Source organism: Caulobacter sp. SRI_008 (genome assembly GCF_057586355.1).
This window is the reverse complement of sequence record NZ_JBYCZS010000035.1, coordinates 20,518-34,055: the sequence shown is the minus strand read 5'-3', so window position 1 is coordinate 34,055 and position 13,538 is coordinate 20,518. Positions and strand designations below refer to the sequence as shown.

Sequence of the window (13,538 nt, the reverse complement as noted above, 5' to 3'; positions counted from 1 at the left end):
TCGGGCGCGCGGATAAAAGAAAGCCCCGTCGGCTCGCGCCGGCGGGGCTTTTTCAGGCTGGGCCGAGGTCACATGCAGGAGACGGGAGTCGTGCCGGTCGGTACCGCCAGAGGAGTCACGGTCACCGTCAGGATGTCCTGGTAGTTGGGCGCGGGAACCTTGCCCGCCCCGCCTTCCAGCAGGGTCGGCGTCACCGCCAGGTACTGTCCCGAAAGGCCGGCCCGCGCACAGGTCACGGTGCTGAAGGTCGGCGAGGCCGTGGTCTTGGTCTGGCCCAGGAAGGCCAGCTGGTACGGGATGCGCTGGTTGGTCGTGGCCAGGTTGCCGCCCGGATAGGTCATCCGGAACTGGTTGGCCGAGGTCAGCGCCACCGAATACGGACCCGAGCTGGCGACGCGGACATTGCCCGTGCGCTGCTTCACCGAATTGGGCGTGGTCGGCAGGTCGGCCGTGGCCAGCGTTCCGATTTCGCCGAAATCCAGCGCCGGACCGACGAAGCTGGCCTGCAAAGCGCTGAGCACGTTGATGCGGATGTCGAGCGAGTTGGCGATCACCCCCTGCTCGTCGGCCGCGCCGCCGGTGCGCTTGCAGTAGTATTTCTGGTCCAGATAGAGATCGGTGGTTCCGGCCGGCAGGTCGGCGCCGCTGGGCACGGTGATGGTGACCATGAAGGTCTGCACGTCCGGCTGCCCCACCCCGCCGAAGTTCAGCTCGACCTCGTTGGGATTGACGTTGTTGGGGTCGAGCACGTGCCCGGGCGGGTTTTCCAGGATCTGGCCGCCGGTCGAGGTCTGGATGATCGTCAGGCTCGACGGCGTGTCCGGCCGGCGCAGGTAGATGAAGTTCACCTCCTGCGTCTTCTTGCCGCCCACCGCCGGCGGGCGCCGGGCGGTGATGGACAGGGTCTGGACCGTCGTGCCGCTCGGATTGAACGGGTCGAAGGTGCCCGACAGGACGACGGGATCGAAGGTCACGCACTGGGCCAGGGCCGAGCCCGAGGCCAGCAGCGATCCGCCGAGGCCGGCGGCCAGGCCGAGAAGCAGGATATGCGATCGGCGTTTCATGTCAGCCTCCGGACGCGGCGGGCTTGAGGTCCCCGGCCTTGACAAAGCCCTCGGCGCTTTCCGGCACGTCGAGGTAGTAGACGGTTGGGGGCGAGGTCCCCATTTCGAGCCGCCAGCGGCCGGGCCTCAGGCCCGAGGCGCCGAAGCGGCCCACGCGGTTGGTGAAGATGGTGATCGGCTCGGCGCCCTCGCCGCTCTTGGCCATTTCGACGGCGCGGCCGGACACCAGGGCCAGCGGCTGGCCGTCGGCGTCGACCAGGCGGCCGATGGCGGTGACCGAGTAGTCCGACCCCACCACCAGGCGGTAGCCCGAGCGATACGGCGGGAAGACCCGGAACGAGCCGGAGCCGAGATCGTAGCCGGCCGGGGCGTTGGGCGCATCGACGGTGATCGTGCGCTCGGCGTAGGCGGCCAGGCCCGTCTCCAGCGCCGTGCCCATCTGGCCGGAATTGGAACTGTAGCCGAAAGGCGTGGGGTTCACGACGATGTCCGCGCCCTTCAGGCTCTTGTGGCCCTGGATGATGGCGAAGCTGTCGTAGATCGGCCGTCCGACAGACACCGCGCCATCGGCGAAGCCGATCGAGGTGCCGACCCGCATCGAGGTGCGGCCGTTGTCGGGCCCCTCGAAGGCCTGGAAGTGGGACAGGCCCAGCTCCGCCCGGTTGGCGATGTAGTTGACGCTGCCGTTGAAGGCGGAGTCGTCGGGCGAGCGCGAGACCTCGGCGAAGGCGTTGTAGGAGCCCACGCCCTGGCCGTGGATCGTCTGGTAGGCGATCCGCGCGCGGTCTTCGCGGCCGTCGTACTCGGCCCGCAGGCTGGAGTTGCTCGAGAACTGCCAGGACAACGAGATCAGAGCCGAGGTTTCACGGCGTCCGGGCACGTCGTCGTACATGAGGTTGGCCGTGACCGCGAGGCTCGAGGTCAGGCGGTAGCCCATGCCCAGGCGATAGGCGCTGGCGTCCGGGAACGCGTCGCGTCCGGCCGAATAGCGCCCGTCGAAGCTGGCGTAGATCGCGTCGCTGAAGGCGTGCGAATAGCCGACCCCGACCTCGTAGGCGTAGCGGTTGTCCGGAATGAAGGTCCCGACCGGACCGAAGTCGCGGCTGCGGGTCTCGAACGACAGGTTCAGGGCGTCGGCGCGGCCGCCGGAGAACTGGAACAGCCGCTGGAAGCTGACGATCGCCGCATAGCCCGAGCCGTAGACGTCGATGTGCGACAGGGCGAAGTCGACGCCCAGCGTGCCGATCTTGGTGCCGAACAGACCTTCGGCGCCCATCATGACGGTGGTGTCGTCGGCCTGGCCGTTGACGCCCAGGGTGACCCGGTCGGTGATGCCGCGGCGATAGAAGGCGCTGACCGTCCATTCCTCGGTGTAGTCGGGGCCGTCGAGCAGCAGCGGCGCCTTGACCCCGGCGAACAGACCGAATTCCGACAGGCCCGGATCGAGCTGGGCGCGGTCGAAGAAGACGTTGAACTGCAAGGTCTCGCGCCGGCCGGTGTCGTCCTCGATGACCAGACGGACGTCGTTGGACCCCTGCGCGAACGGGAAGTCGCGCACATTGTAGCGTCCGGGATCCAGGCGCAGGCGCCGGGTCAGCTGGTTGTTGAGGATCACGCTGACGTCGGAGGGCCGGGCCAGGGTGAAGCTTTCGCGGCCGCGCGGGCGGGCGATCGTCTGCGGCTGCAGCACGCTGTAGGAGCGGAAGATCGAGATCCCCGCCATGTCTGGCGCGGACTGGAAGCCGCGGCCGACGGGCTGCAGGTCGCCGGCGGTCCAGCGCAGCACGTTCTTGACGTCGTCATAGACGAAGCGCGTGCCCAGACGCTGGAAGTCGTTGTCGGCTCCCGGCTGCCAGACGGCCTCGTTCTCGAACACCAGCCCGTTCATGCGCAGCGCGCTGTCGAGCAGGAAGGTCGGGTCGCCGAAGCCCTCGTCGAAGCCTTGCTCGACATAGTCGACGGAGCCGCGGATGTTCATGTAGCCGCTGAAGCCGGCCGGCGGGAGGTAGGTCCCCACGCCCGTGCGGTCCATCGGCGCGACCTGCAGGCTGCGCACCACCTTCAGCTCGGCGGGGATCACGATCCGCAGCTCGAGCGCCCGGGGGTCGTAGGTCATGCTCATGTTGGCGGCGGTCACAGCCTCGGGCGAGACCGTGCTGCGGCCGGCCAGCGACGAGCGCAGAGCCGCGATCGCCGGGGTGTCCAGCAGCGGAGCCAGCAGGCTCAGCAGCCGGTCGGACGGCATCGACAGCTGGCCGTCGGCCGAGATCGCCAGCGGCATGTCGCCCAGATAGTAGTCGCCGGTCTTCAGCGGCACCGTCAGGTTGACGTCGCGGCCGGTCGGATTGAGCTGGCGGCGAGCGTCGGCGGCGGTGGCCGCACCGGGGGAAGGCGCGCTGGTCGGCTCCTGAGCCGCGGCCAGCATGGCGTAGGGGATCGGCTCGGCCAGGGCTGCCAGGGGCGCGACGAGGGGCGTCGCGCCAGCCAGGCATCCCGCCAGCAGCCAGCGGCGGTAGGTCAAGGACCTAGCGCCCTTCGTCGGACGAGAATTGAGCCTCAAGGGAGCCTCCTGCTGCCGCCGTTAAGGGCAGTTCGATGGGAACGGCGATCCGCCGCGTCTGGCCGGGGGCGATCAGGCCGAAGCCGATCGTCTGTTGGATCTCCGGACCGGGAATGGTCCGCGTGAAGACCGCCTTGCCCGCGGCGTCCTTCTCGATGATCCGCAGCTTTCCGCGGGACAGGTATCCGTGCGTGTTGGACGTGTTGGCCACGTAGACGATCGGCACCGGCTTGCCTTCGGCGTCGGTTCCGATCTCGCTCTTGGACAGGGCCAGGGACGGCTTGCCGCCGGCGGGGCCGACGCTGGCCAGGACCTGGAAGTTGTAGAGGATCTGGATGGCCGACTGGCCCTCCGGCAGCTTCACCGGCATCTGCGCCACGGTGACGTAGTAGTGCTTGCTCTGCGCCAGGGCCGGATCGCCCACCCACTGGATCCGGAACGACTGCGTCTCGCCCGGCTGGATCACCGCCTGCGGCGGGAAGATCAGCAGGTCGTTGGTCGGCGCGTCGCTGGGATGGGCGCCCTTGTCGTCGAAGGACAGCTCCTCGGCGTGCAGCTCGACCGGCAGCGGGTTGGCGAAGGTGTTCTGCACCGTGACGATCTGGGACATGCCCCGACCGGTCGGCTTGAGGTCGATGACGACGGGCTGGACGGTCATGGCCAGGGCGCTTCCGCCCAGGCCTGGCGTCCCCTGCGCCGCGAGGGCCGAGAGACAGAGGGCGGCGACCGCCCCCAGCCAACGTCCCCGGTAGTTTTTCGAACGAGTCATTCGGTGTCCGCTCCTCATGGGTGTTCGAGAGTTCAGTTCTGGGCTTCCAGTTCGACGACGAGGGTCCCGGCATAGTCGCCGGCCACCATCGGCGCTCCGCCGCCAGCCACGGCGACGACGAGGTTCATCTGTCCGGCCGCGCCGTTGGCGGTGGCCAGGTCGATCGGGGTCAGGGTCGTGCTCGAGCCCGACGCGCTGGCGCCGGCCCAGTAGGCCGTGACCTGGAAGTCGAGGCTGTCGCGGAAGCCCGCGGCCGGCGCGGCGCCGGCGGTGCGCGACAGGCCCGTGCCGTCGGTGCGCACCACCAGGCGGTGGGCCGAGTTGCAGACCACCGGGAAGGCCAGGCTGATCGAGGCGTCGCGCGGCTGGGCCGTCTGGGGATCGACGAACTCGGTGAAGCGCACGACGCCGGCCTGGCCGCCCTGGGCGGTGAAGCTGGTGTTGGCGCCGCTGGCCGCCGAGGGCGGCGACAGCACGCAGGCGCTGGGCGCCTGGGCGATCAGCTCCAGCTGGCTGGCGGCCTGGTCGCCCGTGGTGTTCACGGTCTGGGCCGAAGCGATTGGAGCCAAGGGGGCGACGACGCCCAGCGTCGCGGCGGTGGCGAGGATGAGGACGGTCTTCATTGGGGTTCCACCGTCAGTCGCAGGGTGTCGCGGTAGACGCCGGACACCAGCGGAGCATTGGTCTGCAGGTTCGTGGCGCCCGGCTGGATATCCAGGCGCAGGGTCACGTCGCCGACGACCGGCTGGTCGACCGCCTGGGCGCTGTCGCGGATCTGGCGGGCGCTGGCGTCGGCCTCGAAGCGGTTGTTGATCGGGCCCCAGGCCAGGGTCGCGGTGTAGGGCACCGCGTCGCTGAAGCCGGTCGGGGCCGGGGTCAGGCCCAGCTCCGAGCGCCACAGGCCGTTGTTCTGGCTTTCCAGCACGATCTGGTGGGCGTAGTTGCACACCGCCGCGAAGGTCACCTGAGCCGAGGCGGCGCGGGTCGACAGGGTGACCGGATCGGTCAGTTGGTCGACCTGCAGCGTGCCGCCGGTCAGGGTGAGGAAGTTGACCAGCTGGCTCGCGCCGAGCGTCGGCGAGGCGATCGTGCAGACCTTGGGCACCTGGCCCTGGACCACGAAGTCGCGGGTGTTGTCGTCGGTCTGAGCGCGGGCGATCTGGCCCAGCAGCAGCAGGGTGACGGCCGAGGCCCCGGCGAGAACGGCGGCCTTCATGCGATTGGTGCTGGTCATGGCGCCCTCCCCGCTCAACTGATCGCCGCCAGGGTGACGACGATCGCCCCCTGATAGGTGTCGTCGGCGACCGGCCTCAGGCTGGGACCGCCGGCGGTGGCGAAGTCCGACAGGCTGATGGTGATCTGGCCCGATCCGCCGGTGTCGCGGGTCTGGGTGGCGGCCGCGTTAGCGGCGTCGCCCGTGGCGTAGCTGGCGTCCACCGTGGTCCAGCCCGAGGCGGTGGCCGTGTAGTCGACCCCGCGCGAGAAGCCGTTCGGCGGCGTCGTCGTGAAGGCCTGGGCCGTCATCTGGGTGGCGGAGATGGTCAGCTGGCTCGGCGCGCCGCACTGGGTTCCGGTCAGCACCTTGGGCGGCGCCGACAGCGTCGACAGCAGCAGGCCCGTGGTGGTGTCGATCATCACCCCGACGTCGAACAGGTTGTCGCCGTCGGAGAGGTCGCCGATCGTGCAGATGTTGTCAGGCACGGTGGCGGTGATCTGGATCGGCCCGGCGCTGTCGGACGGTCCGTAGGTCTGGGCCGAGGCGGCGCCCGTCACTGCAAAGGGGGCGATAGCCAGAGGCGCCAGGGCGAGGATGAGAAAGGTGCGCCGCATGGTTCAGCTCCCCGAAGCGGCCAGGCCCGCATCGGGCCCGAGGGTGATGGTCACGAGCGCGAGGTACGCGCCCGGCTGCAGCAGATCGTCGCTGCTCACGGCGAAGTCCGAGACCACCAGGGTCAGGTCGGTTTCCTGCGGCGCGGGATTGGTCGCGCTGGAGCCCGTGCCCGAACTGCTGCCGGCGCTGGTGCGGACCGTCGCCGCCGTCGCGCCCCAGGCGCTGATCGTGCAGGTGTAGTCCACGGAGCCGACGAAGCCGGTCTGGGTGGTGGCGGTCACCGCCAGCGGCGAGGCCGAGATGGCCAGGGCCGCGCCGGCGTAGTTGCAGAAGGTGCCGGGCAGCTGGATGGACTGGCTGGCGATGGTCGTCAGCCGGCCCACCCGCGCTCCCGAGGCTTCGGAGATCTGGCCCAGGGCCAGGGTCCCGGGATTGGGCGTCCCCAGCACGCAGACCTGGGCCACCTGGGCGTCCAGGCCGACGGTTCCCTGGACGGGATCCTGGGCGTGGGCGCCGGTCGCGACGGACAGCGAGCCGAGGGCCGCGAGAGCCGCCGCAAAGCTCGTAACGCCCTTGGCGAAACAGGTCCGGTGCTGGATCATGACGACCTTCCTCCCCTTCAGGTGGCCGGAGCCAGCGTCACGGCCACCGAGCCCGAATAGGACCCGGAGATCAGCCGGCCGCCGGCGGGCGTGGCCGCGTCGGCGAAGCTGACGACGATGTCGCTGGCGAAGATGCCGGTGGTGCTGGCCGAGCCGCCGCCGGACGTGACGGTGGTGTCGGACGCCGACACCGAACCGCTGGCCGGAGCGGCCGAGGCGGTGGCGGTGTAGTCGATCCGGCGTTCGAACCCGGTCGGCGCCGTGGCGGTGAAGCTGGTGTTGAGGATCGGCTGGGCCTCGACCGCCATGGTCGCCGACACGCCGTTGCACCAGCCATTCAACGTCGCCGTCCGGCTCGTCAGCTTGGCCTGGTCGAGGCGGCCGATGGCCGCAACGTCGCCGGTCTGCAGCGACAACTCGCCCAGGTCGAGCACGACGTTGTCGGTGACGAACAGGCAGCGGTTGGCCACCGTTCCATTCACCTGCACCGTGCCGGTGACGCTCTGGGCCTGGGCCTGCCCCCCGGCCGCGACGAGCGTGAAGCTCGCCGCGGCGGCGGTCAGGAGAAGGGCGCTACGCATGGCGTTTCTCCCCTTTCCCGCGCGATCACGAAGGCTCGATGGTGATCGAGATCGTGCTGGCGTAGTTGCCGGCCATCAGCAGCGCGCCCGAGGCGGTGTTCAGCGCGTAGGCCTTGACCGTCAGGTTGCCGGCGCTGTTGGCCAGGCTGGTCGACAGGTTCTGGACCGTGGCGGCCGGCAGGGCGGCGGCGGTCACGTAGCTGACCGTCTGGGTCGTGCTGTTGGCCAGGGCGGCGTCGAGCGCGGCGGTGTAGTCGATCACGCCGGTGTAGCCGGTCGGGGCCGAGGCGCTGGGGGTCAGGGCCAGGCGGGTCGAACTCAGGGTCACCTTGGGGGCGGCGCTGTTGCAGTTGACCCGGAACTGAGTGGAGCCGCCGGGGCTGGCGTTGGTCGAGCCCGACAGGCTGGTCGACAGGGTGCCGTCGGCCTGGGCCAGTTCGCCCAGCGGGATCGAGCCCGAGAAGGTGCCGCCGCTGCCGCCGGTGATGACCACGCACTTGGCCGCGACGCTGCCGGTGACGTTGACCGTGCCGGTCACCGTCTGGGCCATGGCGGCCGGGGCGATCGCCAGGCCCAGAAGGGCGGCGGCGCCGATGAGGATCGTCTTGTTCATGTCTTCACTCCCAAATGTCGCGCCGGCGGACCGGCTTCTCTCTGTTGTTCGGGCCGAGGCCCCCTCCCCCTGAAAGGACGCCGGATCCGCCGGGGGAGCGGACCCGTAAGCGCGGTCACGGCGAGACGCTGAGCGTCACCGTGAGCGAGTCCGAATAGGTGTTGGCGGCCGCCAGGATCTGGGCGCCGGCATAGGCGCCGCGATGAACCCGCACGTAGGAGCCGCTGGTGTCGTAGGACGAACCGTTCAGGCGCAGGCCCTGGCTGGCCGAGGCCGGCCCCTTGAAGCCGCACGTCGCGCCCGAGGTCGTCTTCAGGTCGCCGGTGTCGCAGGTGGCGTTGACCGTGCCGACGCCGACGTCGCCCACCAGGTTCAGGTCGACCAGATAAGGCGCCAGGTTGGTGTAGCCGGTCGCCGGGGTGACGCTGGAGGCCAGCAGGCCGCCGTTGCTCGAGATCACCGCCGCCCGGAACGGCACCGTGCACTGCAGAGTGAACGGGAAGTCGGCGGTGAAGGCGTTGTTGACCTCGCCGACGTCCTTCGTGCCGCTCGGCGCGGCGCCAGGCGAGAAGCCGCAGCGGCCGCCCACCGAAGCCGTCACAGGAATGGACAGCACGATGTTGGGGGGCGAACCGCCGGCGTAGGCGGTGACCTGGGCGCGGCTTTCACCAACGCTCGCAACGAATAGAGCGCCCGCGAGCAAGCTCCCGCCAAGTATCCAGTCCTTCAAGGACGGCTTGCGCTGGCTGCGCAGAGCGCGAGGAAGCGTCGATAGCTTGTCGGCCATGTTCCGATCCCCGTTTCTCTTAACAAGTTCTTAATGAACGATTGCAGAGAACGGAGGGCCTGAAATCCCCCACCTTGGGTACAGAATACAGTTTCACCCACAGGGGGAATTGATGTGAATTGAGGAGAATATTGGAAAACTAAATTGATCTTAGTAATGCAGATCGATGATCTGAATTTGGATGATAATCATTATCAGCGACTAATGCGTCAAACTGACGCGAAAGCGCCCCCATTTATCCTAGGTTGTGGATAACTCGGCCGTAACTCGATTTAAGTAAGGCATAAAAATGGCGCGCCCTAAGTAGCCGCGCCGCAAGGGAGGGAATAGGCCGATGGATGGTTCCCACGCTTCGCTCATCGACATCAGCGCGATACGCTTTTGCCTGGATGAAGACGAGATCGCCCGCATCGTCATCGACTCCCACGGGACCGTGCTGTGGCGCTCTCGCGCCGCGGCCGTGATGCTGTCGGGCGCGAGCCCGCTGGTCGATCGCGGCGGCAAGGTCGGCGGCGTCGACCGCCGGGCCCACCAGTTCCTGGTCGAGCGCATGGCCGAGGCCCTGGCCGGCCAGGAGGTCTGCCAGATCATCGACTGCGACCAGGACGAACGCTACCTGATGCGCATGCGCGTGGTGCGGGACGGCGACGACCGCGCCCTGGTCATTGTGCTCAAGGATTTCGACGCCCCGGCCCACATCCCCCGCCTGGAGGCGATGTTCGGGCTGAGCACGATGGAGGCCCGGATCCTGGCCGAGATCATCGCCGGCAACAGCGCCGAAAAGATCGCCGACCAGAAGGGCGTCTCGATCCTGACCGTCCGCACCCACATCAAACACATTCACGGCAAGATGGGCGTGCGCTCGAAGGAAGAGATCCTCGCCTCGGTGATCAAGATCTTCGCCTGACGGCGCCTAAAATAATCGATCCTGGAGCCAGAGAATGGCGGGGTAAGCCGCCAGCCAGGTCCAGAAGAAGCGGTTGAGGCCGAACAGGCAGGCGTTGGCCAGGTGGAAGGCCGCCGCCACGACCAGGCCCGCGATCAGCGCCGGCCGCGACAGCAGGGTCAGCGGAAAGGCCAGCTCGAAGGCCATCACCGCCCACGACATGACCAGCAGCAGGCGCGGCCGCGCCGCCCAGCCGCGCAGGCTCTCAGCGACCGGATAGGCCGAGAACTGAAACACCTGCCGCAGCGCCACGCCCGAGCGCCAGTCGGGGTTGATGATCTTCACCCAGCCCGACACGACGTAGGACAGCATCAGCTGCGCGCCGAGATAGCCGAAGAACAGCTCCTTCAGGCGCGGCGCGGGCATGAGCGCCGTCAGCGTCAGGCACCACAGGGCCAGCAGGCCCATGCGATCGCTGCCGCCGTTGTAGGGCCCCTGGAAGCGCCGCAGCACCATCAGCGACACCAGCGCCAGGCCGACCAGCGGCCAGGGCGAAGCCAGCCCCGCCACGACCAGCAGGCACAGCACGATGCGCGCGGCGAACAGCGGGCGGTCCGGGCGCGAGACGGACAGGTGCTCCAAGCTCTGCTGGATCAGGGCCAGGGCCAGCAGGACCTGGCTCAGGCGGGCGGCGGCCTCCAGGGTCATGCCGCGTCCTTCCACCGGCGCGGCGCGGCGGTGAACAGCACCTCGCCGACGACCGCCCCGTCCTCCCAGGCCAGGAACAGCAGCCGAAAGCACAGCCAGCCGCCCGTCTCCGGACCGAAATCGGCGGCGATCCGGCGGTAGATTTCATCCTCACTGTGGGCGGTGGGCTGATCGACCAGGCGCTCGGCGCAGCTGACCAGGAACAGGTCCTCGTTGCGGCGTGGGTTCCAGAACAGGCGCGACAGCATGGCGGTCGCCGAGACACGCTGGGGACGAGGCCGAAACTCCCGCCATTCGGGAGCTGCGTCGGGCGAGGCCAGCAGCGCGTACTCGATCCGCGGCGACGGCGCGATCACGTCGAAGAAGTTCCACGACGGGATCAGGGCCGGCAGGAGGAGCTTCAGCGACTGCAGCATGGCTCCAGCAGGACGATGGATGGAAGGCCCGAGTTACGCGCCCCGCGCCGTCGTGTCGAGCGCCCGGCTAGCGCCGGGTCGCTCGCGGCTCGGTGGGCGTCGTGACCGCCAGCGGGCGCTCGACCGGCGGCGCGGCCGGCGCGAAGTCGGCCTGTCCGCCGCCCGCCCGGGTCAAAGGCAGCGGATCGAGCCCGCCGCGTCCCGCGCGATCCAGCGCCACCAGCAAGCCCTCCCACGGCACGGCGCCCTTGCCCCGCACCTCGCGCAGGTGGGCCGACGGATCGTAGAGCCGCACGCCGGTGGTCAGCACGCCCATCTCCAGCAGTCCCAGCTGACGCAGCAGAGCCGCCTCGGCGACAAAGGCGTCGCGGCGCGACCCCAGCAGGGCCAGTTGCGCCTCGCGCAGGGTCTGCTCGGCCACCAGCACGTCGAGCGTCGAGCGCTGGCCGACCCTGAACTCCTCGCTCATGCCGTCGAAGGCGATCTCGGCGGCCCGCACCTGGGCGAGCTGGACCTTGATGTTGGCCCGACCGGCCGCGGCCTGGTTCCAGGCCGACAGCACGTTCTGGATCACCTGCCGGCGCGCGGCCTCGACCCGCAGCAGGTCGGCGCCGTTGCGGTTCAGCGCCTCACGGTACGAGGCCTGGTAGGCCCCGCCGGCGAACAGCGGCTTGCTGACCGCGATGGTGGCGGTCCAGGCGCTGTCCTGGTCCTGACTATAGAACGGAGCGAACTCGCCGGACGTGCCATAGGCGGTCCGCGCGGTCACGGTCGGCCGGGCGGCGGTCTTGGCCAATTGGGCCTGCAAACGGCTTTCGCGTTCGGTCAGGCGGACCTGCTCGAGATCGGGATTGTCGCGCTCGGCGCGGTCGAAAGCCTCGTCCAGCGTGCCCGGCAGCAGCGGCAGCGGGGTCTCGGGATCGAGCTCGCCGGGGTTCTCGCCGACCAGGGCGGCGTAGTTGGCCCGGCTGGCCTCCAGCTGCACCTGGGCGGCCATGATCTGGGCCAGGGCGGCCTCGCGCTGGGCCTGGGCCTGGGCGACGTCGGTTCGGGTCACCTCGCCCGCCTCCTGGCGGGCCTTGGTGATGTCCAGCTGCCGCTCCAGGGCCGCCAGGTTGTTGCGCCGAACCTCGAGGCTCTGGCGGTCGCGGCGGACGTCGGCGTAGGCGGCGATCACTTGCAGCAGCAGATCGCTCTCGGCGATCCGCAGGGCCGCGCGGCCGCCGCGGATGCGCAGGGCGGCCGCGTCGATCGCGCCGCTGGCCTGGCCGCCACTGTAGAGCTGCTGCTCCAGGATCACCGTGGCCTCGCCCTGGTTGGTCTCCAGGCGGCGGCCGACCGTGGGATCGGCCACCAGGCGCAGGGCCTGGGCCGCGTCGCCGAACCGGTTGTCGGCATAGTCGCCGGTCAGTCGCAACTCGGCCGACGGTCGCACGCCCGCATGGGCGCGGACATAGACCTCGTCGAGCGCGCGCAGTTCATAGCGCTGGCTCTGCAGGGAGGGATTGCTCTGGTAGGCCCGCGCCAGGGCGTCGGCGAGGTCTTCGGCCCGGCCGGCGGCGGGCGTGGTCGCGGTCAGGCAAAGAGCGAGCGCGGCGAGGCTGGTCCGCCTCACGGCGTCAGGGCGTCGCGCTGGAACGCGTCGCTCCCCGCTTCGCCGCCCGCCGCGCCGCAACCATTGGCCCGCGCCGCCGCCAGGGCCCGCTCGAACCCTTTCAGGCGAAAGCGCTTGGGCGTCTGGTCGCGACCGGCGCGGATGGTCACGGTGCGCGCGCCGTCCAGCTTGTCGTGCGGGATCAGCACGACGCCGCCGGTCGGGTTGAACAGGTTGTCGGTCGACAGCGGCTCGCGCCGAGCGGCCAGGGTCGGGAAGTCGTCGCGCCAGGCGACCGGCGGCTTGTCGTCGATGCTGTACCAGGCCTCGCCCACGTCGACGTCATCGCCCAGATGGAAGCCGAGCACGTCGCGGGCATAGGTGATGCGCCCCTGAAGAACGGTCGAGGGCGCATAGAGGCGACAGCGGGTCAGACCCGTGAAGCCGTCGCGCTCGATGCGCATCTCCCAGCCCTTGAGGTGGTAGGCCTTGGTCTTGACCTTGTAGCCGGCGCGCCGATGCATCCCTTCGGTCGGGAACGGGATGGAATGCGGCAGGCTGGGCCAGGAAAGGCCCAGGGCGCTCGCCGCGACGAAGGAAGCGATCAGCACGACGACACGAACTCAGGCTTGGGCTTGCGGGGGATAGGAGACGACCACGCGCTGGCCGTCGGGGTCGACGGTGTGGAACTTGAAGGTCTTGCCGGGGAAGACGTTGGCGGCGAGGTCGGCGAGGATCTCGTCCTGGCCGCCGAAGGGCGCGACGAGCTCGATCAGCCAGGGACGATCGCCGGCCTGCCACTCGTCGGCCCGCAGCTTCTTGGCGCCGGCCACCAGGCGCTCTTCGGTCTCCTCGGAGACGAAGGCCCAGAAGGCCACGGCGGCGGGGCTGTTGGGACCATTCCAGATGCGGAACTGCTCGAGCAGCACGGCCGGCATGGCGAACCATTCCAGGTCGCCGATGAACAGCTGCTTGTGCACCGGCGACTGGGTCAAGAGCCAGGTGATCTCGCCCAGAACCTGGGACACCGTCTTCTGGGGAGCGGTCGCGGAAGCAGCGCCGTCGGCCATGATCGAAACTCCGTTGGGTCGGCCGGCTCTCCGCGATGGAGAGCCGGCGCTTGTACT

The 13,538-nt window shown here is 69.5% G+C and carries 16 protein-coding genes; 1 reads left to right on the top strand and 15 read right to left on the bottom strand.

The features are described 5' to 3' along the window. Positions 1-68 precede the first annotated feature (68 nt). From AC2YHT_RS23610 to AC2YHT_RS23565, 10 genes are all read right to left on the bottom strand, one after another. Complete coding sequence (locus AC2YHT_RS23610; RefSeq protein ID WP_487292277.1) at positions 69-1,064, bottom strand: hypothetical protein; 996 nt, start codon at positions 1,062-1,064, stop codon at positions 69-71. A 1-nt stretch (position 1,065) separates the two neighbouring features. Then, positions 1,066-3,585: a fimbria/pilus outer membrane usher protein gene (locus tag AC2YHT_RS23605; RefSeq protein WP_487292276.1), complete on the bottom strand. Its 2,520-nt coding sequence runs from the start codon at positions 3,583-3,585 to the stop codon at positions 1,066-1,068. A 4-nt stretch (positions 3,586-3,589) separates the two neighbouring features. After that, complete coding sequence (locus AC2YHT_RS23600) at positions 3,590-4,393, bottom strand: fimbrial biogenesis chaperone (RefSeq protein ID WP_110119377.1); 804 nt, start codon at positions 4,391-4,393, stop codon at positions 3,590-3,592. 32 nt (positions 4,394-4,425) lie between these two features. Continuing rightward, on the bottom strand, positions 4,426-5,016 hold the full coding sequence (locus AC2YHT_RS23595) for a hypothetical protein (protein ID WP_487292275.1): 591 nt from the start codon (positions 5,014-5,016) through the stop codon (positions 4,426-4,428). Next, entirely contained in the window at positions 5,013-5,627 is a 615-nt protein-coding gene (locus AC2YHT_RS23590; RefSeq protein ID WP_110119379.1) for a hypothetical protein, read from the bottom strand. Before AC2YHT_RS23590 ends, AC2YHT_RS23595 begins: the two co-directional genes overlap by 4 nt. Positions 5,628-5,641: 14 nt before the next feature. Next, positions 5,642-6,223 (bottom strand): hypothetical protein, encoded by a 582-nt coding sequence (locus AC2YHT_RS23585; RefSeq protein WP_487292274.1) that lies wholly within the window; start codon positions 6,221-6,223, stop codon positions 5,642-5,644. Positions 6,224-6,226: 3 nt separating this feature from the next. Beyond that, positions 6,227-6,826: a hypothetical protein gene (locus tag AC2YHT_RS23580; protein ID WP_487292273.1), complete on the bottom strand. Its 600-nt coding sequence runs from the start codon at positions 6,824-6,826 to the stop codon at positions 6,227-6,229. 17 nt (positions 6,827-6,843) lie between these two features. Beyond that, complete coding sequence (locus AC2YHT_RS23575; protein WP_487292272.1) at positions 6,844-7,407, bottom strand: hypothetical protein; 564 nt, start codon at positions 7,405-7,407, stop codon at positions 6,844-6,846. Positions 7,408-7,432: 25 nt separating this feature from the next. Further along, positions 7,433-8,020: a hypothetical protein gene (locus AC2YHT_RS23570; protein WP_487292271.1), complete on the bottom strand. Its 588-nt coding sequence runs from the start codon at positions 8,018-8,020 to the stop codon at positions 7,433-7,435. Positions 8,021-8,135: 115 nt separating this feature from the next. Further along, on the bottom strand, positions 8,136-8,807 hold the full coding sequence (locus AC2YHT_RS23565; RefSeq protein WP_146217979.1) for a hypothetical protein: 672 nt from the start codon (positions 8,805-8,807) through the stop codon (positions 8,136-8,138). A 334-nt stretch (positions 8,808-9,141) separates the two neighbouring features. On the opposite strand from AC2YHT_RS23565, the gene AC2YHT_RS23560 reads away from it, so the two are divergent. Next, positions 9,142-9,714 (top strand): helix-turn-helix transcriptional regulator, encoded by a 573-nt coding sequence (locus tag AC2YHT_RS23560; RefSeq protein ID WP_487292270.1) that lies wholly within the window; start codon positions 9,142-9,144, stop codon positions 9,712-9,714. Positions 9,715-9,720: 6 nt separating this feature from the next. Here AC2YHT_RS23560 and AC2YHT_RS23555 read toward each other — a convergent pair whose 3' ends face one another. From AC2YHT_RS23555 to AC2YHT_RS23535, 5 genes are all read right to left on the bottom strand, one after another. Continuing rightward, positions 9,721-10,401: an HTTM domain-containing protein gene (locus AC2YHT_RS23555; protein ID WP_487292269.1), complete on the bottom strand. Its 681-nt coding sequence runs from the start codon at positions 10,399-10,401 to the stop codon at positions 9,721-9,723. Next, positions 10,398-10,817, bottom strand: a complete 420-nt coding sequence (locus AC2YHT_RS23550; RefSeq protein WP_487292268.1) for a hypothetical protein — start codon at positions 10,815-10,817, stop codon at positions 10,398-10,400. The genes AC2YHT_RS23555 and AC2YHT_RS23550 overlap by 4 nt, the downstream gene beginning before the upstream one ends. A 67-nt stretch (positions 10,818-10,884) precedes the next feature. After that, positions 10,885-12,432 (bottom strand): TolC family outer membrane protein, encoded by a 1,548-nt coding sequence (locus AC2YHT_RS23545; RefSeq protein ID WP_487292267.1) that lies wholly within the window; start codon positions 12,430-12,432, stop codon positions 10,885-10,887. Further along, on the bottom strand, positions 12,429-13,022 hold the full coding sequence (locus AC2YHT_RS23540) for a hypothetical protein (protein WP_487292266.1): 594 nt from the start codon (positions 13,020-13,022) through the stop codon (positions 12,429-12,431). The genes AC2YHT_RS23545 and AC2YHT_RS23540 overlap by 4 nt, the downstream gene beginning before the upstream one ends. A 12-nt stretch (positions 13,023-13,034) precedes the next feature. Beyond that, positions 13,035-13,481, bottom strand: coding sequence for a toxin-activating lysine-acyltransferase (locus AC2YHT_RS23535; RefSeq protein WP_487288833.1), 447 nt, complete (start codon positions 13,479-13,481; stop codon positions 13,035-13,037). Positions 13,482-13,538: the final 57 nt, after the last annotated feature.

Excerpts from the sequence above, each read along its gene's own strand:
- AC2YHT_RS23555 (WP_487292269.1), bottom strand. The coding sequence starts at position 10,401 with ATGACCCTGGAGGCCGCCGCCCGCCTGAGCCAGGTCCTGCTGGCCCTG.
- AC2YHT_RS23580 (WP_487292273.1), bottom strand. The coding sequence starts at position 6,826 with ATGATCCAGCACCGGACCTGTTTCGCCAAGGGCGTTACGAGCTTTGCG.
- AC2YHT_RS23570 (WP_487292271.1), bottom strand. The coding sequence starts at position 8,020 with ATGAACAAGACGATCCTCATCGGCGCCGCCGCCCTTCTGGGCCTGGCG.
- AC2YHT_RS23535 (WP_487288833.1), bottom strand. The coding sequence starts at position 13,481 with ATGGCCGACGGCGCTGCTTCCGCGACCGCTCCCCAGAAGACGGTGTCC.
- AC2YHT_RS23550 (WP_487292268.1), bottom strand. The coding sequence starts at position 10,817 with ATGCTGCAGTCGCTGAAGCTCCTCCTGCCGGCCCTGATCCCGTCGTGG.
- AC2YHT_RS23575 (WP_487292272.1), bottom strand. The coding sequence starts at position 7,407 with ATGCGTAGCGCCCTTCTCCTGACCGCCGCCGCGGCGAGCTTCACGCTC.
- AC2YHT_RS23610 (WP_487292277.1), bottom strand. The coding sequence starts at position 1,064 with ATGAAACGCCGATCGCATATCCTGCTTCTCGGCCTGGCCGCCGGCCTC.
- AC2YHT_RS23590 (WP_110119379.1), bottom strand. The coding sequence starts at position 5,627 with ATGACCAGCACCAATCGCATGAAGGCCGCCGTTCTCGCCGGGGCCTCG.
- AC2YHT_RS23560 (WP_487292270.1), top strand. The coding sequence starts at position 9,142 with ATGGATGGTTCCCACGCTTCGCTCATCGACATCAGCGCGATACGCTTT.
- AC2YHT_RS23585 (WP_487292274.1), bottom strand. The coding sequence starts at position 6,223 with ATGCGGCGCACCTTTCTCATCCTCGCCCTGGCGCCTCTGGCTATCGCC.
- AC2YHT_RS23595 (WP_487292275.1), bottom strand. The coding sequence starts at position 5,016 with ATGAAGACCGTCCTCATCCTCGCCACCGCCGCGACGCTGGGCGTCGTC.
- AC2YHT_RS23600 (WP_110119377.1), bottom strand. The coding sequence starts at position 4,393 with ATGACTCGTTCGAAAAACTACCGGGGACGTTGGCTGGGGGCGGTCGCC.
- AC2YHT_RS23565 (WP_146217979.1), bottom strand. The coding sequence starts at position 8,807 with ATGGCCGACAAGCTATCGACGCTTCCTCGCGCTCTGCGCAGCCAGCGC.